This window comes from Agromyces allii (assembly GCF_009749385.1).
In the GTDB taxonomy this organism is placed as follows: Bacteria; Actinomycetota; Actinomycetes; order Actinomycetales; family Microbacteriaceae; genus Agromyces; species Agromyces allii.
Map to the genome: position 1 here is coordinate 47,002 of NZ_WBIN01000009.1, position 24,407 is coordinate 71,408.

The following is a 24,407-nucleotide window of genomic DNA, read 5'->3' on the forward strand; positions in this document are numbered from 1 at the left end:
GTCTCGAGACGCTTCGCTCCTCGACCGGCGGTCTACTCGACGGGCGAGGCGGGCGGGGCGGCGGGCAGGCGCACGGTGAACACCGTGGAGCCGGGCTCGCTCGCCACGTCGACCTCGCCGTCGTGCGCCTCGACGACCGCGCGAACGATCGCGAGCCCGAGGCCGGTGCTGCCGGCCCGGCGCGAGCGGGAGGAGTCCCCGCGGGCGAAGCGCTCGAACAGCGAGCCCAGGAGCTCGGGCGGGATGCCGGGTCCGTCGTCGCTCACGCGCAGCACGACCTCGTCGCCCTCGCGGTCGAGCGAGGCGACGACGTGCGTGCCCTCCGGCGTGTGCACCCGGGCGTTCGCCAGCAGGTTCGTCACGACCTGGCGCAGGCGGGGTTCGTCGCCGACGACGGCCGTCGCGGCATCCGTCGCCCGCACCTCCCAGTCGTGGCCGGGGCCCGCCGCCTGCGCGTCGCCGACGGCCTCGCCGAGCATGCGCTCGAGGTCGACCGGCCTGGCGGCGAGCTCGCGGCCCTCGTCGAGCCGGGCGAGGAGCAGGAGGTCTTCGACGAGCTCGGTCATGCGCACGGACTCGGACTCGATGCGCGAGATCGCGTGCGTGACGTCGGGCGGCAGGTCGCCGCCGTGCAGGCGCGTGAGCTCGGCGTAGCCGCGGATCGACGCGAGCGGCGTGCGCAGCTCGTGCGAGGCGTCGGCCACGAAGCGTCGCACCTTGCGTTCGCTGTGCTCGCGGGCGGTGAGGGCGGATGCCACGTGCCCGAGCATGCGGTTGAACGCCGTGCCGAGGCGGCCGACCTCGGTTCGCTCGTCGTCGACGGGCACGCGTTCGGCGAGCGCGACGTCGCCGCGCTCGAGCGGCAGCTCCGACACGCGCTGCGCGGTCGCGGTGACGTTGGCGAGCGGGCTCAGCGCACGGCGGATGACCGCGGATCCGACGAAGAGCGCGAGCACCAGCCCGAGCACCGCCACGATCGTGATCGTGATCGCGAGCTGCGTCGTCGCGGTGGTCACCTCGCCGAGCGGCAGCGCGAGCACGACGGTGATGCCGTTCCACTCGGGGCGCTCGACGGCCTTCGCCCGGTACTCGCCCAGCCGGTCGATGGAGATCGTGTGCGATCCGCCGTCGGCGGGCACGGTGGTGAGGGGTTCGGCGACGTCGGCGGGAAGCTCGAGCACACGACCGCGATCGGTGATGTACCCCGCGTTGGCGGTGCCGTCGGTCTGCACGAGCGCCGCGAGCGTGCCGGCCTCCTGACCCGGGACGTTCAGGGCGATGCCCGGCGCATCGGCCGGGTCTCCGGGGAGGGCCGGTCCGAGGTTCGTGCGCGAGATCGCGGAGTCGAGGTTCGTGTCGAGCCGGCTCAGCGACGCGCTGTGGAAGACGGCGACCGTCACGAGCCCGACGACCGCGCTCACCGCGATGAGGAGGGCCGCGACGATCACGAGCAGCCGACGATGCAGGGTCCACGGGCGTCCGCGGCGTCGACCGCCGGCCTCGTGCGCCTCGGCGTCGAGCAGCGCGGAGGCGTGCGTCTGGGCGTCGGCCCGCGCGGCGGCCGCGTGGCCGGGGTCGCCGGGCTTCGTCATCCGGCGGCCTTGATCATGTAGCCCGCGCCGCGCACGGTGTGGATCATCGGCTCGCGCCCCGCGTCGATCTTCTTGCGCAGGTACGAGATGTAGAGCTCGACGACCGACTCCTTGCCGCCGAAGTCGTAGGACCACACGCGATCGAGGATCTGCGCCTTGCTGAGCACGCGGCGCGGGTTGCGCATCAGGAAGCGCAGCAGCTCGAACTCGGTCGCGGTGAGCTCGATCTGCGTGCCGGCGCGCTCGACCTCGTAGCTGTCCTCGTCGAGCGAGAGGTCGCCGACGACGAGCACGGGGTCCTTCGCGTTCGCGAGCGTGAGCGACGACCGGCGGATGAGTCCGCGCAGGCGCGCGACGACCTCTTCGAGGCTGAACGGCTTGGTGACGTAGTCGTCGCCGCCCGCGGTGAGGCCCGCGATGCGGTCGTCGAGCGAGTCCTTCGCGGTGAGGAACAGCACGGGCGTCTCGGTGCCGTCGGCGCGCACGCGCTGCAGCACCTCGAGCCCGTCGATGTCGGGCAGCATGATGTCGAGCACGATCGCGTCGGGCCGGAACTCGCGGGCGACCTTCACGGCGCTGACGCCGTCGGCGGCGGTGCGCACGTCCCAGCCCTCGTAGCGCAGGGCCATCTTCAGCAGGTCGGTGAGCGAGTGCTCGTCGTCGACCACGAGCACGCGGACCATGGATCCGTCGCCCTTGGCGATCTGGGGAGCGCGATGCTGGCTGGTGCTCGTCATGTCTCCAGTATCCGCGTCGCGCTATGCGTTTCCTATGAGCTTTGTGAGCGGATGCCGCGTGCCGGCGCTCATGGCCGATCCATAGGGTGCGGCAAGGGGGGCCAAAGCCCGCGTCCCTACGTTCGTGGACGGCGCCCCGCCCGGTGCGCTCCGCCCGACCCCCGAGGATTCCCATGTTCTTCACGTATCTCCGGCGCGAGCTCGCCGGTCGCCGCAGACAGACGGCGATCATCGCCATCGGGATGGCGCTCGCGATCGCGCTCGTCATCATCGTCAACTCCGTCGCCTCGGGCGTGAAGGCCGCGCAGGCCTCGGTGCTCGAGTCGGTCTACGGCGTCGGCACCGACATCACGGTGTCGCAATCGCCGACGCCTCCCGAGGAGGGCGAGGGCGGCGGCGGTCCGCGCTTCGAGTTCGACGCGGACGCCGGCACCACGACCGACGGCACGACCGAGCTCAGCCAGTCGCGCCTGATGGCCGGGTTCGGCGCGAGCACATTCGACGCGAGCGCCCTCGACACGGTGCTCGGCGTCGACAACGTCGCCGCCGCATCCGGCACCCTGTCGCTGACGAACACGACCTTCAACGGCCAGATGCCGCAGATGCAGCAGGGCGGCGACGGCACCGTGCCGAGCGGCCCGACGACGACGGAGGGCACTGACGGCGAGGCGCCGCAGGGCGGCCCGGACGGCGCGGGCGGCAGCGCCTTCGACGTCGACTCGTTCAGCGTGCTCGGCCTCGACCCGTCTGCCGACGCGATCGGCCCGCTCTCGGCCGTGTCCCTCGCCGAGGGCCGAACGCTCGACGCCGACGACACGGGCGCGAACGTCGCCGTGCTCGACGCCGACTACGCCACGAGCGCCGAACTCGCCGTGGGCGGCACCATCGACATCGGCGGCACCGACTTCGAGATCGTCGGCACGGTCACGTCGAACGCGGCAGACTCGGCGAGCGCGTCGAATGTCTACATCCCGCTCGACGTGGCCCAGACCCTCTCGGGCGAAGAGGGCATGCTCTCGAACATCTACGTTCAAGCGGCATCGTCGACCGACATCTCGCAGGTGCAGGCCGACATCGAGGCCGCGCTGCCCGACGCGACCGTGTCGACGCAGGAGGACCTCGCGTCGAGCGTCTCGGGTTCGCTCAGCACGGCCTCCGACCTCGTGTCGAACCTCGGCCTCTGGCTGTCGCTCGCCGTGCTCGTCGCCGCGTTCCTCATCGCGATCCTGTTCACCATCTCGGGCGTCACGCGCCGCACACGCGAGTTCGGCACCCTGAAGGCCATCGGCTGGTCGAACCGCCGCATCACCGGCCAGGTCGCCGGCGAGTCGCTCGTCACCGGCCTCATCGGCGGCGCGGCCGGCATCGCGATCGGCCTCATCGGCATCCTCGTGATCAACGTGATCGCCCCGACCCTCTCGGGCAGCGCCTCGAGCAGCGGCTTCGACCTGGCCGGCGGACAGGGCGGCCCCGGCGGTGCGGCGGGCGGCGACGCGAGCGGCGGCACCGTGACGCGCGGCTTCGGCGGCCCCATGAGCCAGACCGCGGCGGCCACGACCGAGGTCGCGCTGAACGCGCCCATCACGGTGTCGGTCATCGCGATCGCCGTGGGCATCGCGATCCTCGGCGGCCTGCTCGCCGGTGCGATCGGCGGCTGGCGCGCGTCGCGGCTGCGGCCCGCCGAGGCACTGCGGAGCGTCGGCTGAGACCGGCCACCGGCATCCGCGCACGACCGAATCTCCGTTCGCCCTCGAACCGAAGGACACCATGTACACGCTCACGAAACTCACCAAGACGTACCGGCAGGGCAACCGCACGGTGCACGCGCTGAAGAACGTCGACCTCGCCATCGGCGCAGGCCAGCACGTCGCCATCCAGGGCCCGACGGGCGGCGGCAAGTCGACGCTGCTGCAGATGCTCGGCGGACTCGACCGGCCGACGTCGGGCACGATCACCATCGGCGCCGACGACATCTCGAACATGCCCGACGGCAGGCTCGCGAAGATCCGCGCGAAGGAGATCGGGTTCGTCTTCCAGAACTTCAACCTGATCCCCACGCTCACCGCGCAGGAGAACGTCGAGACCGCGCTCGAACCGCTCGGCGTCTCGGGCGAGGTGCGCGCGAAGCGGGCCGCGGAGGCCCTCGCCTCGGTCGGGCTCGCCGACCGGGCGGGGCACCTGCCGACCGAGCTCTCCGGCGGCCAGCAGCAGCGCGTCGCGATCGCCCGCGCACTCGTCAAGGAGCCCGACGTGCTGCTCGCCGACGAGCCGACGGGCGCCCTCGACGAGGAGACCCGCGACGAGATCCTCGAGATCCTCGAGGGGCTGCACCGCGACCGCGGGCTGACCCTCATCGTCGTGACGCACGACTCGGCGGTGGCCAAGCGCGCCCAGCGCCGCCTCCACATCAAGGCCGGCACCGTCACCGAACGCTGACCCGACCCCTTCGAGCACCGCTGACCGGATGCCGCAGCCACCGCGCGTGGCTACGGCATCGGTCGTCCGTGTGCACGGTTCGATGCCGGTGCTGCCTCCCCGGGGGCTTTCGGATGGAAGCCAAAGGGGATGCACAGGCTCGACACCTACCGTCGAAGGGATGTCGTACCCCGAACCGCCCTCAGACCCCCACGACGATTTCGAGCCGGCCGAGCTCTCGGGCGCCGACGAGCCGACCGAGGACGACCGCCGCCGCATGTTCCGCCGCCGCCGCGCACTCGCCGTCACGGCCGTCGTGACGGTGCTCGCCGTGGGGTGCGGATTCGTGGCGATCGGCTGGGCGTCGGCGACGCAGGGCGCGCCCTCCCCCGCCGAGAGCGCCGAGGATTCGGTCGAGGTGCAGGAGTCCGCCGCCAGCGCCGACACGACGGCCGACCCCGACTCGGGCCTCGAACTCGACTGGGCGTCGTTGAGCACCGACGTCGCGGCGCAGATGGAGTACGTCGAGCAGAACTGGGACTCGACCTGGAGCGACGAGTACGGCTTCATCGACGAGAACGACTGCATGAACCTGGCGAGCCAGTCGCTCATCGCCCGCGGCTGGGTCGAAGACGACGAGTGGTGGTACGCCGTCGGCGACGCCTACTCGAGCTCGGCCGCCTGGCGCAGCTCGACGGCGTTCATGGAGTACCTCGAGTCGCGCCCCGACCTCGCGACCGCGCTCACCGACGACCAGCGCGACCAGGTGAAGGTCGGCGACATCGTGCAGTTCGACTGGGACGTCTCCGGCGATCGCGACCACACGGGCATCGTCACCGCCGTCGTGACGAACGACGACGGATCGATCGACGTCCTCTACGCGGGCCACACCGACGCCACATGGGATCGCTCGGTCGACTACGCGATCACCGAGCTGCACCCCGGCGGAGACGTGTACTACTGGAGCATCGCCGACTGACGCCGCCTGCACCGATGCGTGCGGATGTCGGTGGGCAGGCGTAGACCGGACCCATGGAGATCACGCACCTCAACCCGCCGTCGCTGCACCGCAGCCCGGCCTTCAGCCAGGGTGTGCTCGTGACCGGGGCGCACGACACCCTCTACGTCGGCGGGCAGAACGGCGTCGATGCCGACGGCGTCGTCGTCGAGGGCGGCCTCGGGCCGCAGACCCGCCGCGCCATGCAGAACCTGCTCGCCGTGCTCGCCGAGGCGGGCGCCGACCAGACCAACGTCGTATCGCTGACGATCACGCTCGTCGCGGGCGCCGATGCGACGGCCGGCTACGAGGCCTCGGCCGAGGTCTGGGGTCGGCACGCGACGACCGTGCAGGTGATCCAGGTGGCGGGGTTCGCGAACCCGGCGTTCGTCGTCGAGGTGAGCGCGATCGCGGCCGTCCCCGTGCGCACGTGACGCGGGCCGACGGGCCACGGCACGTGCTCGTGCGCAGAACGGGCTAGATCGCGGCGAGCTCGCGGTCGAGTCGACTCGCGTAGGTGTTGACGATGCCCGACGAACGCGCGCCGAGCCAGATGACGATCTCGACGCCGCCCTCGGGGCGCATCCACTCGTCGAGCCACCCGTCGACCGCGGCGACGAGCACCTGACCGCGGGGTGCGACCGTGCCGAGCGCGTTCTCGCGGAACACCCAGTGCACGCCGACCCCCGCGGGCGCGTCGAGGTGCACGATCTGCACGGCGTTGAACGCCTCGACGAACACGAGTCCGGTGGCGTTCGGGTCGCAGTCGGCGAGCCGGGAGCGGATCGCGGCGATGTCGCCCGTGTCGCCGGCCATGAGCACGTGTGCCGCGGGCGGTGCTGGCGGGCGCATCCTGCTGACCATCGACCGGCCTTTCCTCAACTGTCAGGGGTTCGAAGTCCACTTTAGGTAAGCCTTACCTCAAGGGCAAGACGAGCGGCGAGATGTTCAGCCCGCACGCAGCTACGCGAGCACACCGGATCGCTCCCGGCCAATCCGCGCCGACGCCCGCGCCGAACCACCGACAGCGAGGCGATGCGCCGCGCACCGGACGGAGGGCCCGACATGGAGCACGAGGAACGGCGAGCGAGCGGCCGCGGCGGCGACCCCGCGCCTGCGGCATCGGCGGCGCCGGCCGCACGATCGGCCCGGAGGCGGCTGCGCTGGCGGTCGCTCGCCGCGCTCTCCGGCGTCGTCAGCGCCGGTGTGTTCCTCGCCGCGGCCGAACTCGTGGCACTCGTCGTCGCCCGCGACGGCAGCCCGATCCTCGCCGTCGGATCGTTCGTGATCGACATCGTGCCGCAGTGGGCCAAGGAGTTCGCGATCGAGGTGTTCGGCGAGTACGACAAGATCGCGCTGCTCGGCGGGCTCGGCCTCGCCGTGCTCGTCGCCTCGGCGATCGCCGGCGTGCTGCAGTTCGTCAAGCCCCCGCTCGGCGCGATCGCCCTCGGACTCGCCGGCGCACTCTCGCTCGCGGCCGTCGTGACGCGAACGGGCGCGACCGCGTTCGCGTGGCTGCCCCCGCTCGTCGGCTCCGCCGCGGGCATCGTCGTGCTCGTGCTGCTCGCGCGTCGGCTCCGGGCGTGGCACGGGTCCGCGGTTGCGAACGACGACGTGGCGGGCTCGGCGGTTCCGCCCGATCCCGGCGAGCGCGCGAAGGCCGGCCGGCCCGCGGCATCCGTCGACCGTCGCGGGTTCTTCGTGCTCGCCGGGATCGCCGCGGCATCCGCCCTCGTGGTCGGCGTCGGCTCGCGCGTCGCCGGCGCCGCGACGAGCTCGATCGCCGCAATCCGCAAGGCGCTGAAGCTGCCGGCGCCGAACTCGATCGTCACGGTTCCGGACGGCGCCGAGCTCGACATCCCGGGCCTCACGCCGCTGTACACGCCCAACGCCGACTTCTATCGCGTCGACACCGCGCTCACCGTGCCCTCGGTCGACCCGGCCACATGGCGACTCGTCGTCGACGGCATGGTCGGCGAGCGCGTCGAGCTGACGTTCGACGACCTCGTGGCGATGGGCCTCGACGAGTACTCGATCACGCTGACCTGCGTCTCGAACGAGGTCGGCGGCGACCTGCTCGGCACCGCGAAGTGGCTCGGCGTGCCTGTGCGCGACGTGCTCGCGAAGGCCTCGCCGGGCGCCGACGCCGACATGGTGCTCTCGCGGAGCGTCGACGGCTTCACCGCGTCGACGCCGCTCGCCTCGCTCACCGACGACGGGCTCGACGCGATCCTCGCGGTCGCCATGAACGGCGAGCCGCTGCCGCTCGAACACGGATTCCCGGTGCGCATGGTCGTGCCCGGCCTCTACGGCTACGTCTCGGCGACGAAGTGGATCACCGAGCTGAAGGTCACGCGCTTCGACGCCGAGGAGGCGTACTGGACCCCGCGCGGGTACAGCGCGAAGGCCCCCATCAAGCTCTCGTCGCGCATCGACACGCCCCGGCTCGACAAGGCCGTCGCACCCGGCACGACCGTCATCGCGGGCGTCGCCTGGGCGCAGACCGTCGGCATCGACCACGTCGAGGTCAAGATCGACGACGCCGACTGGCAGCGCGCGACCCTCTCGAACCCCGTGAACGCCGACACCTGGGTGCAGTGGTTCCTCGAGTGGGAGGCCACGAGCGGCAGCCACAACGTGACCGTGCGGGCCACCGACCGCGACGGCAACCTCCAGGTCGAGGAGCGAGCGCCCATCGCCCCCGACGGCTCGACCGGGTGGCAGCGGCGACTCGTGCAGGTGAGCTGAGCGTCGCCCAAGTGGTCGGCACGCGACATCCGCCCACGCTTCCCGGTTCGGGATCAGCACCGCCCGCGTGGATATCTGCGAGCATCGAGGGATGAGCAAGCGGATCCTCTTCATCGGCGGCAGCGGCGTGATCAGCTCGGCCTGCGTCGCCAGGGCGGTCGACCTCGGGCACGACGTGACCGTGCTGAATCGCGGGTCGTCCTCGACCCTGCGGCCGCTGCCTCCGACCGTGCGCACGATCACCGCCGACATCCGCGAGCCCGACTCGGTGCGCGCCGCCCTCGGCCGCGACACCGCGAACCCGCTGGAGTTCGACGTCGTGTGCGAGTTCCTCGCGTTCACCCCCGAGCACGTCCGCACCGACCTCGAGCTCTTCGAGGGTCGCGTCGGCCAGTACGTCTTCATCAGCAGCGCATCGGCCTACCAGACCCCGCCGTCGCGCCTGCCGGTGACCGAGTCGACGCCGCTCGTGAACTCCGAATGGCAGTACTCCCGCGACAAGATCGCGTGCGAGGACCTGCTCGTCGAGGCCGTGCGCGAGCGCGGGTTCCCGGCGACGATCGTGCGCCCGTCGCACACGTACGATCGCACGCTGCTGCCGACCATCGGCGGGTACACCGACATCGCCCGCATGCGCGCCGGCCGGCCGGTGCTCGTGCACGGCGACGGCACGAGCCTCTGGACCATCACCCACCACCGCGACTTCGCCGTCGCGTTCGCGGGCCTGCTCGGCAACCCGCTCGCGATCGGCGACGCGTTCCACATCACCGGCGACCACTCCCCCACGTGGAACCAGATCTACACCTGGCTCGCCGACGCGGCCGGGGTCTCCTCGCCCGACCTCGTGCACGTGGCATCCGAGACCATCGCCGCGCTCAACCCCGAGTGGGGCCCCGGCCTGCTCGGCGACAAGGCGCACTCGATGGTGTTCGACAACTCGAAGGTGAAGGCCCTCGTTCCCGACTTCGCCACGACGATCACGTTCGACCGCGGCGCACAGGAGATCATCGAGTTCATCGACGCGACGCCCGAGCTGCAGCGCATCGACCCCGAAGCGGATGCCGCGTTCGACCGCATCGTCGCGAGCGCGTCGCGCTGACACACCGAACCCGCCGTCCGCGCGTGGGCGGCCCGCGATACTCTCTGGGTGTGCCCGACTCCCCCTTCGCGCTCTTCGATCTCACGCCAGACGGCGATCTGCGTGAGACGCGCGACCCCCGCGACGACCGCGGCTCGATCGCGCCGCGCGCGAAGCTGCCGCACGAGACCCGCGTCGTCGCCGACTCGACCGATCGGGTGGCCTGGCTCCGGGCCCGGTCGCAGGGCATCACCGCGACCGATGCCGCGAAGCTCGCGACCCGCACCTCGGTGAAGTCCGCCGCCTGGGAGAAGCTGCACGGCGCCCCGCGCAGCTTCGGCGGCAGCCGCTACACCGACCACGGCCGCGAGCGCGAGCCGGTCATCGCCGCGTGGGCCGACCGCGAGCACGGCATGCACCATTCGTCGTTGCTGTACCACGCGGCATCCGACCGCCGCCATCTGGCCACGCCCGACGGCCTGCGCGTGACCGACCGCGGCGTGCTCGAACTCTGCGAGATCAAGACGACCTCGAAGCCCTGGCGGGCCGTGCCGCGCAACTACCTTCGGCAGGTGTGGTGGCAGCAGTACGTGCTCGGAGCCGAGCGCACGCTCATCGTGTGGGAGCAGCACGAGGACTTCGTGCCCGTCGGCGCCGAGCCCGAGTGCCGGTGGATCGACCGCGACGACGACCAGATCGCGATCCTCGTGCAGCTGGCCGACGAACTGCTGGAGGCGATCAGACCGAAGCAGGCACCCGCTCAGGAGGCGCGCGCCTACTACCGGCCGAGCGTGCTCGCATGACGGTCGTGCTGCTGCACGGACTCGGAGCCGATCGCCGGCAACCGCTGACCCTGCTCGAGCCGATGGTGCACGAGATCCTCGGCGCCGACGAACTCGTCATCGCGCCCGATGTGCGGGCTCACGGCGGGTTCCTCGAGGTCGGCACGGCGTCCGACTTCGCGATCGACCGGCTCGCGGCCGAGGTGGCCGAAGCGGTTCGGGTCGCGCTCGCGGCCGGCGCGGCCTCGGTCTCGTCCGGCACCGACGGCGGCGTGCGCATCGACCCCGAGAGCCCGATCACGATCATGGGCATCTCGATGGGTGCGGCGATCGCACTCCGCATCGCGCTCGACGGCCTGCTGCCCGTCGAACGCGCGGTGTTCATCCGCCCCTCCTTCGACGACACGCCCGTGCCCGAGAACCTCCGGCCGTTCCCCGTGATCGGCCAGGTGCTCGCCGACGCCGGCGCAACGGGCGCCGCCGAGTTCCAGGATCGCGAGGTCTACCACCGGGTCGCCGAGGTCTCTCCGCTCGGCGCTCGCGCGCTGCTCGCCCAGTTCACCGCTCCCGATGCCGCGCGCCGGGCCATGCGCCTCGTCGAGGTGCCGCGCAACCGGGCGTTCCGCGACGACGCCGAACTGGCCGAGCTCGAGCGCCGCGGCATCCGCTCGCTCGTGGTCGGCGCCCTGCGCGACCCCGTGCACCCCCTGTCGACGGCCGAGCGCTGGGCCGCCGGCGTCGCCGGACCCATGCTGGTGCTGCCCGCGCGCGACGACGGACCCGCCGCCCAGTCGCATGTGCTCACCGAGCAGGTCGGGCGCTGGCTGCGCGACTTCTAGGGCCCTGGCTCGCCTGCGGGTCGTCCGCGGCTCGTCCGCGGCTCGTCCGGCCACCTTCCCGGTTGCGGCCGGCAGGATTCGCCGAGTCGCCCGAAGAACGGCGCGACACGCCGCCCGCACTCGGCGTGTCGCCGAATCCGTCCGACGACTCGGCACCGGGCGCGCGAGGATGGTCGCATGACCGACACGATGCGCGCCCTGGTGATCGACCGCACGGGTGACGCCGACGAGCTGCACGTCGCCGACGTCGACCGGCCGATCCGCATCGGCGACGAGGTGCTCGTGCGCGTCATCGCCGCGGGCGTGAACCCGATCGACGCGAAGACCCGCGCCGGCCGCGGCACGTCGGCCGCGATCACCGGCTACCCGGCCGTGCTCGGCAACGACTTCGCGGGCGTCGTCGAGCACGTGCCCTACGCCTCGCACCCGCTGCACGTCGGCGACCGCGTCTACGGCAGCGCCCGCCCGCCGCGCACGCCCGGCAGCTTCGCCGAGTTCGTCACGGTCTCGTCGATGAGCGTCGCCCCCATGCCCGCCTCGCTCGGCTTCGTCGAGGCGGCGGCCCTGCCGATCGCGGCGCTCACCGCGTGGGGCGCGATCGTCGACGTCGCCCGCGTGCACGACGGGCAGCGCGTGCTCGTGCACGCCGGCGCCGGCGGCGTCGGCCACCTCGCCGTGCAGCTCGCCGCCTACTTCGGTGCGCATGTCACGGCCACCTGCGGACCCGACAACGTCGAGTTCGTGCGCGGCCTCGGCGCCGAGCACGTCATCGACTACCGCGCCGAGCGCTTCGAAGAGGTCGCCGGCGAGCAGGACGTCGTCATCGACCTCATCGGCAACGTGAAGGACGACACGGGCACCCGCTCGCTCGACGCGATCCGCCACGGCGGGCTCATCGTCAACGTGCCCACCGGGTCCTGGCCGACCATGGCCGACGAGGCGGCCGCCCGCGGCATCCGCGCCACCGGATACTCGTGCTCCCCCGACGCCCGCACCCTCGCCGTGCTCACCCGGCTCGTCGACGACGGCGCCCTGCGCGTGCACGTCGACCGCGAACTGCCGCTCGCCGACGGCGCCGAGGCGCACCGCCTCGTCGAGGGCGGGCACGTGCGCGGCAAGGTCGTGCTGCGCGTCGCACCCGACCCCGAGTAGGGCTCGGTTCGAGCGAGCGGATGCCGCGGCATCCGCAGTTCGTCGGTACTGAGTTCGCGCGGCGACCATGACGCCGATCCCGGCGGTGTCGGTGTCGGTGGCGCTGCGTATGCTCGCGTCGTGGCCACCCTCGACGACCTTCGGCGCACGGCCTCGGCGCTGCCCGGCAATGAAGAGCGCGCGACCACGGGCGGTGCCGCCTGGTTCGTGCGCAACAAGCTGTACGCCTGGGAGTGCCACCCGTGGCCGAGCATCCCCGACGACGTGCGGGCGATCGTCGCGGCCGAGCTCGTCGTCGGAGTCAAGGTCGCCGACCCGGTCGACGCGCTCGCGCTCGTGCAGATGGCGCCCGACGTGTTCCTGCGCACGACGACCCCGTGGGGCGAGCCGAAGATCGCGTTCCGCATGGCCGACGTCGAACTCGACCACCTCGCCGAACTCGTGACCGAGGCCTGGCGCGTGCAGGCGCCGAAGTACCTGCGGCGCGAGTTCGACGAGCGTTAGCATCGCCGCATGCCCACGCGATTCGAAACCGTCGACGAGTTCCTCGCCGCCCAGTCGCCCGAGCGGCGGGCCGAGGTCGACGCGCTGCGGGCGCTCGTGCGCGAGGCCGAGCCCGGGCTCGTCGAGATCGTGAAATGGAATTCGCCGAGTTACACGCTCGACGGCGTCGATCGGCTGACGATCAATGCCGCGGGCAGGGGCCCGGTTCGGCTGATCCTCCACTTCGGCACCAAACGCGGGGAGCAGAAGGGCGCGACGCCGACCTTCGCGGGCGACCCAGATGGGCTGCTCACCTGGCACTCTGACATCCGGGCCAGCCTCACGCTGCCGCCCGCCGACGAACCCGTCGACCGGCGCGATGCGGTCGTCGCGGTCATCCAGGCCTGGTTGGCGGACAGCGGATCGAACCGATGAACGACGAGGAGTCAGCACGATGACGAAGTACCTGATCTCGTTCCCGAGCAGTGCCATGGTCGTCTCCGCCGACGAGCTGCCGGCAGTGGCGGATGCCGCGCACGCCGTCGTGCAGGAGGCGAAGGACGCCGGCGTCTGGGTGTTCGGCGGCGGCATCGACGAGAGCGTCGCAGCCGTCATGGTCGACGGCGGTGGATCGGTCGCCGAGGGCACGTACCCGCAGACCAGCCGGTTCGACGGCGGCTTCACCGTGCTGGAGCTCCCCACCCGCGAGGCCGCCCTCGAGTGGGCAGCCAGGATCGCGACCGCCTGCCGCTGCGCGCAGGAGGTGCGGGAGTTCATGTACGACCCCGAGAGCTGAGCGCCGACCGACTCGCGCGCGTGGCCGCGATAGCGTTGCGCCCATGAACATCGACCCTGCGGGCACCGGCATGATCACGGCGCTGTGGCTGACCGTGGCGATCCTGGCGGGCGGCTACGCGCGCACGCGCAACCGGTCGGCCTGGACCTGGTTCCTGCTCACCGCGTTCCTGGGCCCGATCGCCGCGTACCTGCTCGTGGTGTGGCCGCCGCGCGAGCCCGTCTCGACGCCCGCATCGCAGGAGCGGGTCTCGCAGGCGGACGCCCCGTGAGGTCCGCCGGCAGCGGGCCACGAACCGTCTCGACGCAAGATCGGAAGGTTCCCGCATGAAGGCCTCCGACGCCGATCGCGATGGAACCCTCGAGGGGGCGATTCACCGCTGGGAGATGCCCTTCTGGTGGCGACCGTTCATGATCGGCATCCTCGTGCTCTTGCTCGTGTTCGGCGCGCTGGTCGCACCACGCGTCGTCAGCGAGGGCTGGCAGGCCATGGTGTTCATGACGGTGTGGTTCGCGGCCCTCGCTTGGAACCTGTACTGGTGGTTGTTCCGAATCCCGTACCGGCTCGAAGTCCGTGGCGAGACCTTGTACTGGCGGGCCCCGTTCGCCCGCGGCGACCTCCCGGTGCCGTCGATCATCGACGTGGGACCGTTCCTGGGGCTCTCGTACCAGATTACGGTCATTCGTGCCGTCGGGCATCGAAGCGTTCCCCTCTTCGCCTGCGGCGACCTCTCGTGGTTGTTCGCCCGACTGAGCGCGATCAACAGCGCCGTTCCCGCGAGGGTCCCGGGGTTCGCCGGAGCCTACGACCGACTGAGCGGTCGCATGATGACGCCCCGCCAGCGCCGGCTCAGCCGAGGTGCCCGGAGGTAGCCCTCAGCCCGCTCCGGCCGACGCGTCAGCCCGAGCGCGACTCGAGGAGCGCCGAGCCGAGCTCGCTGCGCAGGTAGAGCACGCTGCGGCCGTAGCGGGTGCTGACGAGCAGGCCGGCGTCGCGGAGCACGCGCAGGTGCTGGTTCACGGCCGATGCGGTGACGCCGAAGCGCACGCCGAGCTCGGTGGAGGAGGCGGGGTCGCCGAGGGCGGCGAGCAGGCTCGCGCGCGTCTCGCCGAGCACGGCGGCGACCGCAGCGGGGTTCGCGACGGGTTCGGCCTCCCAGAGGGCGCCCTGGCCGCGGGCCGAGTAGAGGATCATCGGCGGACCGTCGCCGATCGGCGCCGAGGCGCGACGCGTGAACATCGTGGGCATGAGGGTGAGGCCGTTGCCGTCGATGGCGAGCGTGCGGTCGTTCGGGTCGGCGAGCCGCACCGAGACCACGCCGTGGTCGTAGGCGATGCGCGGCGAGAGCCCGTTGAGCATGCTGGCCACCCCGGCCTGGGCGATCTGGCGTCCGCGGTAGACCACATCGGCCTCGAGCACGGCGCGCATGCGCGGCCAGTACGGCTCGAAGCAGGTCTCCCAGAGCTGCCTGAGCGCACGGATGATGCGGCGGAGCGCCTGACTCGTCGACCCGCCGAACACTTCGGGCACGTGCCCGTGCACGGCGACGAGGTCGCTGCGGAACACGTCGGCCGGGGTCGCGGCGAGCGCGCGGAACTCGTCTTCGAGCCGAGTGAGCGGCGACGCGGGCCGGGGGTTCAGGAAGTCGGGCGTCCACATGCGCTCGTCGATGAGGGCGCCGAGCACGCGCATGTCGAGGCGTTCGCGCGCCTCTTCGGTGCGCCGCAGCCAGCCGAGCTGGAGCGGGAACCTCGCGGGCTCCCGGATGGCCCGCAACGACAGGCCGAGTTCGCACAGCGGCGAGAGGGCGAAGCGCACGGCTCCGACGTCGTCTTCGTTCAGCACGTAGCGCAACATGTAGCACTACGCTACATCGGTTTCGCCCGGCCGACCGCCTCAGCAGGATCGTCACTGTGAGCCCTACCTCGAGTCCCGACACCTCCTCGTTGCCCGTCATCGAACCCGATCTCGAGGCCGCCGCCACGAGCATCGATGAAGCGGATGCCGCGGCGCAGGCCGAGGGCGACCCCGGCACCCCGGGTACCGGCAAGCCGGGGTTGGCGGCCCGCATCGCGGCATCCGTCTCGAACCCGGTGCTGCGGATCCTCGTGACCGCGACCCTCATCAGCCGTGTCGGGCGCGGCATCTTCATCACCATCACGGTGCTCTACTTCACGCTCATCGTCGGGCTGCCCGCGCACGAGATCGCGATCGTGCTGGGCGCGGCGAGCGCGGCGGGCATCGTCGCCTCGCTCGCGGGCGGCTGGCTCGCCGACCGCATGAGCGCGCGCCGCGTGCTGCTCGTGTTCACGACGCTCGAGGGCCTCGGCCTGCTCTGCTACGCGGCGACCGGCGACTTCGTGTCGGCCCTCGTCGTCGCGGTCATCGTCGGGGCGTTCGGGCAGGGTGCGAACTCCACGCGCATGGCGATCCTCGCGCGGGCATTCGAGGCCGAGCAGCGCGTGCAGGCCAGGGCGGTGCTGCGCACGGTCACGAACGTGTCGATCGCCGTCGGCTCGGGGCTCGGCGCGCTCGCCCTCGCGATCGGCACGGCCGAGGCCTACCGGATCCTGCTCGTCGCCGCCGGCGCGCTCTACCTGCTCGCCCTCGTGCGGCTCGTGAAGCTGCCCGCGAGCGTCGACGCGCCGCGCGCGATTCCGCCGGTGACGGGCGCGGTCGGTGCGGTCGATGCGGTCGGCGCCGTCGCGGCCGTGGACGGCACCGTCGACGACGACGTGCCCGAGCCCGGTGGGGCGGATGCCGCGGAGGGCCGCGATCCGCATGACGCCCCGCCCGCGGCATCCGCTCGCCCGACGCCCCCGCCGAAGCGTCGAAGCCGCTTCGCGCACTCGCCGTGGCGCGACCCCCGCTACCTCGCCCTCACGGGACTCAGCGCGATCTTCGGCATGCAGTTCGGCGTCGCCGAGATCGGCGTGCCGCTGTGGATCGCGCACGAGACCGATGCATCGGCCGTGCTCGTGTCGGCCGTGCTCATCATCAACACGGCGATCGTGGTGCTGTTCCAGGTGCCGCTCTCGCGGGGCACGCACGACCTGCGCCGTGCCGGACGCGTCTCGGCCGTCGCCGCGTGGCTCATGGCGGCGACCTGCCTCGTCTACGCCGCGGCCGCCGGACTGCCCGTGTGGTTCTCGGTCGTGTTCATCGTGCTCGCCTCGATCACGCACGCGTTCGCCGAGGTGCTCTCGCAGGCCGGCGGCTGGGGCCTCAGCTTCGAGCTCGCCGACCCGGTGCAGGCGGGCACCTACCAGGGCGTCTACTCGATGGGCTACTCGATCGGCGCGACGCTCGCGCCCGCGGTCGTCACCGCCACGGCGATCAGCATGGGCCTGGCGGGCTGGGCGATCCTCGCGGTGGTGTTCCTCGCGTCGGGACTCGGCACCTGGGCGATCGCCCGCTCGGCCGCGACCCGAGTGGATGCCGCGCGCGCTGCGCAACCCCGAGTCTCCTAGGCAGCCCACCGGGTAGGGTCGGGCGCATGCCCGCACCGACGATCGTCTGGTTCCGCGACGACCTGCGGGTCGGCGATCATCCGGCGCTCGCCGCGGCGGCCGAACGCGGCGCCCCGGTCGTGTGCGTGTTCGTGCTCGACGAGGAGTCGCCCGGCATCCGTCCGCTCGGCGGGGCCGCCCGCTGGTGGCTGCACGGCTCGCTCGAAGCCCTGCGTGCCGACCTCGAGGCGCTCGGCACGACGCTCGTGCTGCGTCGTGGAGCGGCGGGCCGAGTCATCCGCTCGCTCGTGAGCGAGACCGGCGCCGACGCCGTGTTCTGGAACCGCCGCTACGGCGGCCCCGAGCGCGAGGTCGACACCGAGCTGAAGTCCGCGCTGGGCGACGACGGGCTCGAGGTGAAGAGCTTCGCCGGCAACCTGCTCTTCGAACCGTGGACGATCCGCACCGGGCAGGGCACGCCGTACTCGGTCTTCACCCCGTTCTGGCGCGCCTGCCTCGCAGCGCCCGAGGCGCGGCATCCGCTCGCCGTGCCCGATGGGCTCGACGCGCACGTTCCGGATGCCGCGAGCGACGACCTCGACTCGTGGCACCTGCTGCCGACGCGGCCCGACTGGGCGGCGGGCCTCCGCGAGACGTGGACCCCCGGATCGGAAGGGGCGCACGACCGGCTCGAGACGTTCCTCGACGAACGCCTCGGCGACTACGACGGGCACCGCGACCGCCCGGCGATCGACGCGACCTCGCGCCTGTCGCCGCACCTGCGCTGGGGCGAGATCAGCCCGTTCGAGGTCTGGAACGCGGTGCGCGAGCGCCGGTCGACGGGCGGCGCCGACGGCCGGCGCGGCGAAGCGACGGGTGAGGCCACGAGCCGTGCCCGGTTCCTCGCCGAGCTCGGCTGGCGCGAGTTCGCGTGGCACGTCCTCTTCCACGCACCCGACCTCGCCACCAGCAACTGGCGCGCCGAGTTCGACGCGTTCCCGTGGCCGCGCCTGCACCCGACCGCGCTGCGGGCGTGGGAGGAGGGCCGCACGGGCGTGCCGATCGTCGACGCGGGCATGCGCGAGCTGTGGCGCACGGGCAGCATGCACAACCGGGTGCGCATGGTCACGGCGTCGTTCCTCACGAAGAACCTGCTCATCGACTGGCGCCGCGGCGAGCAGTGGTTCTGGGACACGCTCGTCGACGCCGATGCAGCCGCCAACCCGTTCAACTGGCAGTGGGTCGCGGGCTCGGGGGCGGATGCCGCGCCCTACTTCCGCGTGTTCAACCCGCTGCTGCAGGCGAAGAAGTTCGACCCCGACGGCGCCTACGTGCACCGATGGGTGCCCGAGGTCGACACCGAGGAGTACCCCGAGCCGATCGTGGATCTCGGCGAGTCCCGCGAGGCGGCCCTGGCCGGATACCAGACGGTGAAGTCGGCCATAGGATCGGCGCGTGCACGAACCTCTCCGTGAGATCCGACTCGCGACGCCCAGCGACCACGCCCTGCTCGAACGGATCGAGAACGACGCCGACGAGCTCTTCATCGAGCGGTTCCGGCCCGCATCGTGGCGGCCCGCGCCCGACGCGGCGACCCGCTCGGCGCAACCCGGGTTCGTGCTGGTCGCGCTCGATGCCGAGATCTCGAGCTCAGAGACGGTCGGCGGCGAACCGATCGTCGTCGGCTTCGCCCAGGTGCTCGAGCACGACGGCTTCGCACACCTCGAGCAGCTCTCGGTCGCCCCGTCGCATGCACGCCGTGGCCACGGCCGGCGCCTCGTCGAAGCCGCGATCGCTCGCGCCCGTGCGCTCGGCTACGACGAGATCACCCTGCGGACCTACGCCGACGTCCCCTGGAACGCGCCGTTCTACCGCAGCTGCGGATTCGTCGAGTCCGAACCCGCGACGGCGTGGCATCGCGAGCTCGCCGAGCACGACGTCGCCTCGGCGCTCGCCACCGGCATCGCGAGTCCGCGCATCCAGATGACGGCACGCTGACCCTGCTCGGTCAGACGGCGAGCGGGCGTGCGAGCACCCAGTCGTCCTCGTCGCGGTCGCCGAGCCGGAAGTGCTTGCGCCCGGCCTTCACGAATCCGTGCTTCTCGTAGAAGCGGATCGCGCGCCCGTTCTCCTCGTTGACGCCGAGCCACGCGGCGACCGCACCGGTCGCCCGCGCCGCCTGGAGGGTGCCCTCCATGAGCGGCCCCGCGACCGATCCGGTGCCGTGCGCCGATGCCAGCGTGTAGAACTTGCCGAGCTCGATGACGGGGCGTTCGACGACGGCTGCCGCGACATCCGCATCGCTCGGATCGCCGCCGACGAGCATCGTGTAGCCGACGAGGTCACCCGAGGCGTCTTCGGCCACGGTGATCACGCGATCCGCGTCGGCCAGGTACGCCTCAAACCTCGCGACGGTGAAGTTGACGGCGATGAACTCGGCGATCGCCTCGGCGGTGGTCGAGGGCGGGCAGGCGAGCGGGAACGTCTCGGCCGCGAGATCGGCGAGCGCCGCGGCATCCGTCGGCCTGGCCTGGCGAATCGTGGTTCGGGTCACGATTCGACAGTCTGGCAGGCCGACGGATGTCGCCGCGCGCCGAGGCACGCATCGGGACCGCGGCGCCCGGCCCGCGCCCGTCCCGCGGCGCGCCGAGAGGGCCGCGCCGACCGTTGCACCTTCCGGGATCGCCGGATGCGGTCGACGCGGCCCTTCGGGAACCGCGGCGGTGCCGAGTCGCCCGACGCCATGCGGAGTCGGGCGACTCGAGCGCTCAGAGGAAGCGGGCGTACGCCCCCACCGTGAGGAACGTCGGGAACTCGGGCTCGAGCGCCACGGTGCGGAACACCGAGATCGCGTCGTCGAACCGGTCGCCCTCGAAGCGCGGCAGGGCGGCGACGGCCTCGGCCATGAGGCGCACGATCGACGTCTGGTCGATGCGCGTGCCCTCGGCGGTGACGGTGTTGTTGTCGAGCCACTGCCAGATCTGCGAGCGGGAGATCTCGGCGGTCGCGGCGTCCTCCATGAGGTTGTCGATCGCCGCGGCGCCGGTGCCGCGCAGCCACGACTCGACGTAGCGGATCGCGATCGACACGTTGTCGCGCACGCCGGCCTCGGTGACCTCGCCGCCGATCGACGGGATGTCGAGCAGGTCGGCAGCGGTGACCTGCACGTCGTCGCGCAGGCGGTCGACCTGGTTGGGCCGGTCGCCGAGCACGGCGTCGAACTCGGCGCGAGCCGTCGGGATCAGGTCGGGGTGCGCGACCCACGTGCCATCGAATCCGTCGCCGGCCTCCCGACGCTTGTCGGCGGAGACCGCCGTGAGCGCCCGCTCGGTCACCTCGGGGTCGCGGCGGTTCGGGATGAACGCGCTCATGCCGCCGATCGCATGTGCGCCGCGCTTGTGGCACGTCTGCACGAGCAGTTCGGTGTACGCCCGCATGAACGGCACCGTCATGGTGATCGCCTTGCGGTCGGGGAAGACCCAGCGACGGCCGCGCGAGCGGAACGTCTTCACGATCGAGAAGATGTAGTCCCAGCGACCGGCGTTGAGGCCCGCGCAGTGGTCGCGCAGCTCGTAGAGGATCTCGTCCATCTGGAACGCGGCCTGGATCGTCTCGATGAGCACGGTCGCGCGGATCGTGCCCTGCGGGATGCCGAGCGCGTTCTGCGAGAAGACGAAGATGTCGTTCCAGAGCTTCGCCTCGCGGTGGCTCTCGAGCTTCGGCAGGTAGAAGTACGGCCCGCGACCCGCGGCGATGAGCGCCTGGGCGTTGTGGAAGAAGTACAGCCCGAAGTCGACGAGCGAACCGGATGCGTGCATCGCGCGCCCGGCGCGGTCGTGGAACGTCAGGTGCTTCTCGACGAGGTGCCAGCCGCGCGGACGCATCACGATCGTCGGGGTCTCCGACGCGGTGACGCGGTACTCCTTGCCCTCGGGGCTCGTGTACGAGAGGTCGCCGCGCAGGAAGTCGAACAGCGTCGTCTGCCCGCCGATCACGTTCTCCCAGGTGGGGCTCGTGGCGTCCTCCTGGTCGGCGAGCCACACCTTCGCACCCGAGTTCAGGGCGTTGATGGCCATCTTGCGGTCGGTCGGACCGGTGATCTCGACGCGACGGTCCTCGAGTCCGGGGCCGGGGCCGGCCACGCGCCAGGATGCGTCGTCGCGGATCCATGCCGTCTCGGGCATGAAGCGCGGGTCGCGGCCGTTCGCCGCGTCGACACGGGTCTTCAGGCGCTCGGCGAGCAGCTCGTGGCGGGTGCCGGCGAAGCGGTCGTGCAGCGCCGCGAGGAACGCGAGCGCCTCTGGCGTGAGGATCTCGTCGGCACGGTCGACGGATGCCGCGCGCTCCGCGCCCGAGCGGGCGATCTCGATGCGCGGCTCGACGGTCTGGAAGCTGCCGGTGGCGGGCTTCGGTTCGGGCAGGCGGGCGGATGCGGCATCCGTTCGCTCGCGCTCGAGGGTCATGGTCGGTGTCGTGTTCATGATGTCGTCTCCTTCGATTCACCGGTGGGGAGTTCGCCGGTCGAGTAGCGCGAAGCGCGTATCGAGACCTGGTGTGGTCTCGATACGGCGCCCGGGGCGCCTACTCGACCGGCAGAACTCCACCCGGCGAGAGGGTCAGTGCTGGAACTGGTCTTCCTCGGTCGATCCGACGAGGGCGAGCGTCGCGCTGTTGGGGTTCAGCGCCGTGGCGATCTGGTCGAAGTAGCCGGTGCCGACTTCGCGCTGGTGGCGCGTCGCGGTGTAGCCGGATGCCTCCGAGGCGAATTCCGCCTCCTGGAGCTCGACGTAGGCCGACATGTGGCGCTCGTTGTAGTCCTTGGCGAGCGTGAACATGCCGTGGTTCAGGGAGTGGAAGCCCGCGAGGGTGATGAACTGGAAGGCGTAGCCCATCGACGCGAGCTCGCGCTGGAACTTCGCGATCTGGTCGTCGTCGAGGTGGCGCTTCCAGTTGAAGCTCGGCGAGCAGTTGTACGAGAGGCGCTTGCCCGGGAACTTCGCGTGCACGGCCTCGGCGAAGCGGCGCGCGAGGTCGAGGTCGGGCTCGGCCGACTCGACCCAGAGCAGGTCGGCGTACTCGGCGTACGCGAGGCCGCGGGCGATGACCGGCTCGATGCCGTTCTGCACCTCGTAGAAGCCCTCCGCGGTGCGGTCGCCCGTGACGAACGGCTTGTCGCGGTCGTCGTGGTCGCTCGTCAGCAGGGTCGCGGCCAGCGCGTCGGTGCGGGCGATGATGATCGACGGCACGCCCGCGACATCCGCCGCCAGACGGGCCGCGTTGATCGTGCGGATGTGCTGCGACGTCGGGATGAGCACCTTGCCGCCCATGTGGCCGCACTTCTTCTCGCTCGCGAGCTGGTCCTCCCAGTGCACGCCCGCTGCGCCGGCCTCGATCATCTGGTGCATGAGCTCGTAGGCGTTCAGCGGGCCGCCGAAGCCTGCCTCGGCGTCGGCGACGATGGGGGCCATCCAGTCGGAGATGCCGGTCTCGGCCTCGTTGCCCTGCTCGATCTGGCCCGTGCGCAGCAGGGCGTTGTTGATGCGGCGAACGACGGCCGGCACCGAGTTCGCGGGGTAGAGCGACTGGTCGGGGTAGGTCTGGCCGCTGAGGTTCGCGTCGGCCGCGACCTGCCAGCCGCTCAGGTAGATCGCCTTGAGGCCCGCGCGGACCTGCTGCACGGCCTGGTTGCCGGTGAGGGCGCCGAGGGCCGCCGACCACTGCGGGTCCTCCTGCGGCGCGAACGCGGTGCCCGTGTTCTTCTGGATGTCGTCCCACAGGCGCTCGGCGCCGCGCTTGGCGAGCGTGCGCTCCTCGCGCACCGGGCCGCGGAGGGCGATGACGTCCTCGGCGGTGTAGTCGCGGCTGACACCCTCCCAACGCGGGTTCGCGTCCCACTCGAGCTGCAGTTCGGCTGCGGTCTGGGTCTGGTCGCCGGGGCGGTTCGTGCTCATCGTGGTGCTCCTTCGGTGCGGCTTCGGTGCTGCTGCGGTCCTGCTTCGATGCAGCGGGCGGATGTCTCGTGCGGATGTCTCGTGCTGCCCGTCCGACGTCTGCTTCGGCGCCGTCCGGGGTGGCTGTGGTTCCACTCTGCGGGCCGCCGGGGCACCCCGACCGACGATTCGGGGGGTGAACTTCCGCGGTATTTCTGCGCTGCGGAAACATGCCCCGCCGCCCCTCCCCATCACGCCCATCGTTCGGTCACTCGTGGTCGGAATACCCGCGTCGAAGCGACTACAAGCGACCGAACGATGAGGGCCGGCGATCAGCGTGTCCAGCCCCGGTCTCGCAAGGCGCGCTCCGCGCGCGTCACGAGGTCGGCGAGCGCCATCCGTTTCGTCGCCCTGATCACCAGCCAGCCGTCGGCTGCGAGATCGTTGAGTCTGGTGACATCCGTCGTCCATTGGCCGAGGTCGAGCCGATGATGCTCGCCGTCGTACTCGACCAGCACCTTGTACGTGCGGAACACCAGGTCGCCGCGAGTGCGCCGCCCCGATCGGAGCTCGATGACGCCGTTCGGTTCAGCCTCGGGAAGACCGGCGCGAAGCAAGGCGAGGCGCGCGAGCGTCTCGGGCCGCGAGTAGGAGTTCGCGCGGAGATCTGCCCGTGCTCTGCGCAGGTTGGCCGCGCCCGCACGGTTGCCGTGACGCGCGATCGCCCGGTCGATCTCGTCGAACGACGCCAACGGCGACGGCAAGCCCACGAGCCTGTCGCCGGCAGCGACGAGGTCGTCGTGCTGGAGCCGGCCCGCGAGGGAGCACCAGGCATCGGCGGGCGCCAGCACGCGAAGACCGCGAACCTGGCGGACCGGCGGATGACCCGTCGTGGAGTATCCGGCGACGCCGCTCCGCCTCGGTGCCCGGCCGCCTTCGAGCGCGGTCACGTGCACGCGCGCGTCGCACTCGACGGCGAGCGGCAACGGGAGACCGAGCAGCACGGCCGCCGTGACGTGCGAGAAGACCTGGTTGGAGGGCATGACGGTGGCGTACGCAGCACACCGATGCCCGACCGTCTCTGCGGGGCGAGGTGCCCGGACTCCGCGGAACGGTCGGGCCAGGTCGCCGTTGCGCAGCCTGCGCCGCGAAGCCCCGGCGTCGATCGCCTCGGGTGTCGCAAACGGACGATCCACGAGCGATGCCGGAAGCGGAGTCGTTCGACGCATCCGACGAGTGTGCCTGCGGGCTCGACGCGCGCCTCGAGCGAAGCTCGTCCGATCGCGTTCAGCCGATCGACCTCGCCTGGGGAGGAGCGCTCGCCGGGAGACTGGCGGGGGGGGGGGGGGGGGGGGGGGGCCCCGCGCACCGGCGCGGCCCCCACCAACCACACCCCCAGGGGGCCGGGG

The 24,407-nt window shown here is 71.8% G+C and carries 25 protein-coding genes; 17 read left to right on the top strand and 8 right to left on the bottom strand.

The annotated features are described in order from the left end of the window. Positions 1-32 precede the first annotated feature (32 nt). Positions 33-1,592 carry a sensor histidine kinase gene (locus tag GQR16_RS12595; RefSeq protein WP_157415502.1) on the bottom strand — a complete coding sequence of 520 codons (1,560 nt, stop codon included), beginning with the start codon at positions 1,590-1,592 and terminating at the stop codon, positions 33-35. Next, positions 1,589-2,329, bottom strand: coding sequence for a response regulator transcription factor (locus tag GQR16_RS12600; protein WP_157415503.1), 741 nt, complete (start codon positions 2,327-2,329; stop codon positions 1,589-1,591). Before GQR16_RS12600 ends, GQR16_RS12595 begins: the two co-directional genes overlap by 4 nt. Positions 2,330-2,502: 173 nt before the next feature. Here GQR16_RS12600 and GQR16_RS12605 point away from each other — a divergent pair, with 173 nt between their 5' ends. From GQR16_RS12605 to GQR16_RS12620, 4 genes are all read left to right on the top strand, one after another. Beyond that, complete coding sequence (locus tag GQR16_RS12605) at positions 2,503-4,035, top strand: ABC transporter permease (protein WP_157415504.1); 1,533 nt, start codon at positions 2,503-2,505, stop codon at positions 4,033-4,035. Positions 4,036-4,096: 61 nt separating this feature from the next. Next, entirely contained in the window at positions 4,097-4,765 is a 669-nt protein-coding gene (locus tag GQR16_RS12610) for an ABC transporter ATP-binding protein (RefSeq protein WP_157415505.1), read from the top strand. A gap of 160 nt (positions 4,766-4,925) precedes the next feature. Then, the gene (locus GQR16_RS12615; protein ID WP_157415506.1) at positions 4,926-5,723 is read left to right on the top strand and encodes an amidase domain-containing protein; all 798 of its coding nucleotides are present in this window, start codon (positions 4,926-4,928) and stop codon (positions 5,721-5,723) included. Between the two features lie 53 nt (positions 5,724-5,776). Next, positions 5,777-6,175 carry a RidA family protein gene (locus GQR16_RS12620; protein ID WP_157415507.1) on the top strand — a complete coding sequence of 133 codons (399 nt, stop codon included), beginning with the start codon at positions 5,777-5,779 and terminating at the stop codon, positions 6,173-6,175. 43 nt (positions 6,176-6,218) lie between these two features. Here GQR16_RS12620 and GQR16_RS12625 read toward each other — a convergent pair whose 3' ends face one another. After that, positions 6,219-6,593 carry an SIP domain-containing protein gene (locus tag GQR16_RS12625; RefSeq protein WP_170298494.1) on the bottom strand — a complete coding sequence of 125 codons (375 nt, stop codon included), beginning with the start codon at positions 6,591-6,593 and terminating at the stop codon, positions 6,219-6,221. 213 nt (positions 6,594-6,806) lie between these two features. On the opposite strand from GQR16_RS12625, the gene GQR16_RS12630 reads away from it, so the two are divergent. From GQR16_RS12630 to GQR16_RS12675, 10 genes are all read left to right on the top strand, one after another. Further along, on the top strand, positions 6,807-8,489 hold the full coding sequence (locus GQR16_RS12630; protein WP_157415509.1) for a molybdopterin-dependent oxidoreductase: 1,683 nt from the start codon (positions 6,807-6,809) through the stop codon (positions 8,487-8,489). Positions 8,490-8,580: 91 nt separating this feature from the next. Further along, positions 8,581-9,588, top strand: a complete 1,008-nt coding sequence (locus GQR16_RS12635) for an SDR family oxidoreductase (protein ID WP_157415510.1) — start codon at positions 8,581-8,583, stop codon at positions 9,586-9,588. A 137-nt stretch (positions 9,589-9,725) separates the two neighbouring features. Then, positions 9,726-10,370 carry a YqaJ viral recombinase family protein gene (locus GQR16_RS12640; RefSeq protein WP_157415529.1) on the top strand — a complete coding sequence of 215 codons (645 nt, stop codon included), beginning with the start codon at positions 9,726-9,728 and terminating at the stop codon, positions 10,368-10,370. Continuing rightward, positions 10,367-11,188, top strand: coding sequence for an alpha/beta fold hydrolase (locus GQR16_RS12645; RefSeq protein WP_157415511.1), 822 nt, complete (start codon positions 10,367-10,369; stop codon positions 11,186-11,188). Before GQR16_RS12640 ends, GQR16_RS12645 begins: the two co-directional genes overlap by 4 nt. 177 nt (positions 11,189-11,365) lie before the next feature. Then, on the top strand, positions 11,366-12,340 hold the full coding sequence (locus GQR16_RS12650) for an NADP-dependent oxidoreductase (RefSeq protein ID WP_157415512.1): 975 nt from the start codon (positions 11,366-11,368) through the stop codon (positions 12,338-12,340). Positions 12,341-12,460: 120 nt separating this feature from the next. Next, positions 12,461-12,844: an MmcQ/YjbR family DNA-binding protein gene (locus tag GQR16_RS12655; protein WP_157415513.1), complete on the top strand. Its 384-nt coding sequence runs from the start codon at positions 12,461-12,463 to the stop codon at positions 12,842-12,844. A 9-nt stretch (positions 12,845-12,853) separates the two neighbouring features. Continuing rightward, positions 12,854-13,258 (top strand): DUF1801 domain-containing protein, encoded by a 405-nt coding sequence (locus GQR16_RS12660; RefSeq protein WP_157415514.1) that lies wholly within the window; start codon positions 12,854-12,856, stop codon positions 13,256-13,258. Positions 13,259-13,277: 19 nt separating this feature from the next. Beyond that, a complete protein-coding gene (locus tag GQR16_RS12665) occupies positions 13,278-13,619 on the top strand; it encodes a YciI family protein (RefSeq protein WP_157415515.1) in 342 nt (113 codons plus the stop codon). A gap of 43 nt (positions 13,620-13,662) precedes the next feature. Further along, positions 13,663-13,890 (top strand): hypothetical protein, encoded by a 228-nt coding sequence (locus GQR16_RS12670; RefSeq protein ID WP_157415516.1) that lies wholly within the window; start codon positions 13,663-13,665, stop codon positions 13,888-13,890. Positions 13,891-13,945: 55 nt separating this feature from the next. Next, the gene (locus GQR16_RS12675) at positions 13,946-14,491 is read left to right on the top strand and encodes a hypothetical protein (protein ID WP_157415517.1); all 546 of its coding nucleotides are present in this window, start codon (positions 13,946-13,948) and stop codon (positions 14,489-14,491) included. Positions 14,492-14,516: 25 nt separating this feature from the next. Here GQR16_RS12675 and GQR16_RS12680 read toward each other — a convergent pair whose 3' ends face one another. Then, positions 14,517-15,476 (bottom strand): ArsR/SmtB family transcription factor, encoded by a 960-nt coding sequence (locus GQR16_RS12680; protein ID WP_157415518.1) that lies wholly within the window; start codon positions 15,474-15,476, stop codon positions 14,517-14,519. 56 nt (positions 15,477-15,532) lie between these two features. Here GQR16_RS12680 and GQR16_RS12685 point away from each other — a divergent pair, with 56 nt between their 5' ends. Genes GQR16_RS12685 through GQR16_RS12695 form a run of 3 tightly spaced genes read left to right on the top strand, consistent with a single transcriptional unit; the run spans position 15,533 to position 19,066 of the window. Further along, on the top strand, positions 15,533-17,089 hold the full coding sequence (locus tag GQR16_RS12685) for an MFS transporter (protein WP_170298495.1): 1,557 nt from the start codon (positions 15,533-15,535) through the stop codon (positions 17,087-17,089). A gap of 26 nt (positions 17,090-17,115) precedes the next feature. After that, a complete protein-coding gene (locus GQR16_RS12690; protein ID WP_157415520.1) occupies positions 17,116-18,543 on the top strand; it encodes a cryptochrome/photolyase family protein in 1,428 nt (475 codons plus the stop codon). Further along, the gene (locus tag GQR16_RS12695) at positions 18,524-19,066 is read left to right on the top strand and encodes a GNAT family N-acetyltransferase (RefSeq protein WP_246200805.1); all 543 of its coding nucleotides are present in this window, start codon (positions 18,524-18,526) and stop codon (positions 19,064-19,066) included. The genes GQR16_RS12690 and GQR16_RS12695 overlap by 20 nt, the downstream gene beginning before the upstream one ends. Before the next feature lie 10 nt (positions 19,067-19,076). Here the strand turns inward: GQR16_RS12695 and GQR16_RS12700 are convergent, their stop codons facing one another. The 4 genes from GQR16_RS12700 to GQR16_RS12715 all read right to left on the bottom strand — a co-directional run bounded on the left by GQR16_RS12700 (position 19,077) and on the right by GQR16_RS12715 (position 24,041). Further along, positions 19,077-19,622, bottom strand: coding sequence for a GNAT family N-acetyltransferase (locus GQR16_RS12700; protein ID WP_343032915.1), 546 nt, complete (start codon positions 19,620-19,622; stop codon positions 19,077-19,079). A 214-nt stretch (positions 19,623-19,836) separates the two neighbouring features. After that, the gene (aceB, locus tag GQR16_RS12705; RefSeq protein WP_246200807.1) at positions 19,837-21,549 is read right to left on the bottom strand and encodes a malate synthase A; all 1,713 of its coding nucleotides are present in this window, start codon (positions 21,547-21,549) and stop codon (positions 19,837-19,839) included. A gap of 135 nt (positions 21,550-21,684) precedes the next feature. Beyond that, positions 21,685-23,019: an isocitrate lyase gene (gene aceA, locus GQR16_RS12710; protein WP_157415521.1), complete on the bottom strand. Its 1,335-nt coding sequence runs from the start codon at positions 23,017-23,019 to the stop codon at positions 21,685-21,687. A 311-nt stretch (positions 23,020-23,330) separates the two neighbouring features. Next, entirely contained in the window at positions 23,331-24,041 is a 711-nt protein-coding gene (locus GQR16_RS12715) for a hypothetical protein (protein ID WP_157415522.1), read from the bottom strand. Between the last annotated feature and the right edge of the window lie 366 nt (positions 24,042-24,407).

What these genes read in the sequence shown, in the direction of transcription:
- GQR16_RS12665 (WP_157415515.1), top strand. Translation starts at nt 13,278, where the DNA reads ATGACGAAGTACCTGATCTCGTTCCCGAGCAGTGCCATGGTCGTCTCC.
- GQR16_RS12675 (WP_157415517.1), top strand. Translation starts at nt 13,946, where the DNA reads ATGAAGGCCTCCGACGCCGATCGCGATGGAACCCTCGAGGGGGCGATT.
- GQR16_RS12630 (WP_157415509.1), top strand. Translation starts at nt 6,807, where the DNA reads ATGGAGCACGAGGAACGGCGAGCGAGCGGCCGCGGCGGCGACCCCGCG.
- GQR16_RS12645 (WP_157415511.1), top strand. Translation starts at nt 10,367, where the DNA reads ATGACGGTCGTGCTGCTGCACGGACTCGGAGCCGATCGCCGGCAACCG.
- aceB (WP_246200807.1), bottom strand. Translation starts at nt 21,549, where the DNA reads ATGAACACGACACCGACCATGACCCTCGAGCGCGAGCGAACGGATGCC.
- GQR16_RS12595 (WP_157415502.1), bottom strand. Translation starts at nt 1,592, where the DNA reads ATGACGAAGCCCGGCGACCCCGGCCACGCGGCCGCCGCGCGGGCCGAC.
- GQR16_RS12615 (WP_157415506.1), top strand. Translation starts at nt 4,926, where the DNA reads ATGTCGTACCCCGAACCGCCCTCAGACCCCCACGACGATTTCGAGCCG.
- GQR16_RS12600 (WP_157415503.1), bottom strand. Translation starts at nt 2,329, where the DNA reads ATGACGAGCACCAGCCAGCATCGCGCTCCCCAGATCGCCAAGGGCGAC.
- aceA (WP_157415521.1), bottom strand. Translation starts at nt 23,019, where the DNA reads ATGAGCACGAACCGCCCCGGCGACCAGACCCAGACCGCAGCCGAACTG.
- GQR16_RS12670 (WP_157415516.1), top strand. Translation starts at nt 13,663, where the DNA reads ATGAACATCGACCCTGCGGGCACCGGCATGATCACGGCGCTGTGGCTG.
- GQR16_RS12660 (WP_157415514.1), top strand. Translation starts at nt 12,854, where the DNA reads ATGCCCACGCGATTCGAAACCGTCGACGAGTTCCTCGCCGCCCAGTCG.
- GQR16_RS12715 (WP_157415522.1), bottom strand. Translation starts at nt 24,041, where the DNA reads ATGCCCTCCAACCAGGTCTTCTCGCACGTCACGGCGGCCGTGCTGCTC.
- GQR16_RS12625 (WP_170298494.1), bottom strand. Translation starts at nt 6,593, where the DNA reads ATGCGCCCGCCAGCACCGCCCGCGGCACACGTGCTCATGGCCGGCGAC.
- GQR16_RS12610 (WP_157415505.1), top strand. Translation starts at nt 4,097, where the DNA reads ATGTACACGCTCACGAAACTCACCAAGACGTACCGGCAGGGCAACCGC.
- GQR16_RS12635 (WP_157415510.1), top strand. Translation starts at nt 8,581, where the DNA reads ATGAGCAAGCGGATCCTCTTCATCGGCGGCAGCGGCGTGATCAGCTCG.
- GQR16_RS12680 (WP_157415518.1), bottom strand. Translation starts at nt 15,476, where the DNA reads ATGTTGCGCTACGTGCTGAACGAAGACGACGTCGGAGCCGTGCGCTTC.
- GQR16_RS12690 (WP_157415520.1), top strand. Translation starts at nt 17,116, where the DNA reads ATGCCCGCACCGACGATCGTCTGGTTCCGCGACGACCTGCGGGTCGGC.
- GQR16_RS12650 (WP_157415512.1), top strand. Translation starts at nt 11,366, where the DNA reads ATGACCGACACGATGCGCGCCCTGGTGATCGACCGCACGGGTGACGCC.
- GQR16_RS12620 (WP_157415507.1), top strand. Translation starts at nt 5,777, where the DNA reads ATGGAGATCACGCACCTCAACCCGCCGTCGCTGCACCGCAGCCCGGCC.
- GQR16_RS12605 (WP_157415504.1), top strand. Translation starts at nt 2,503, where the DNA reads ATGTTCTTCACGTATCTCCGGCGCGAGCTCGCCGGTCGCCGCAGACAG.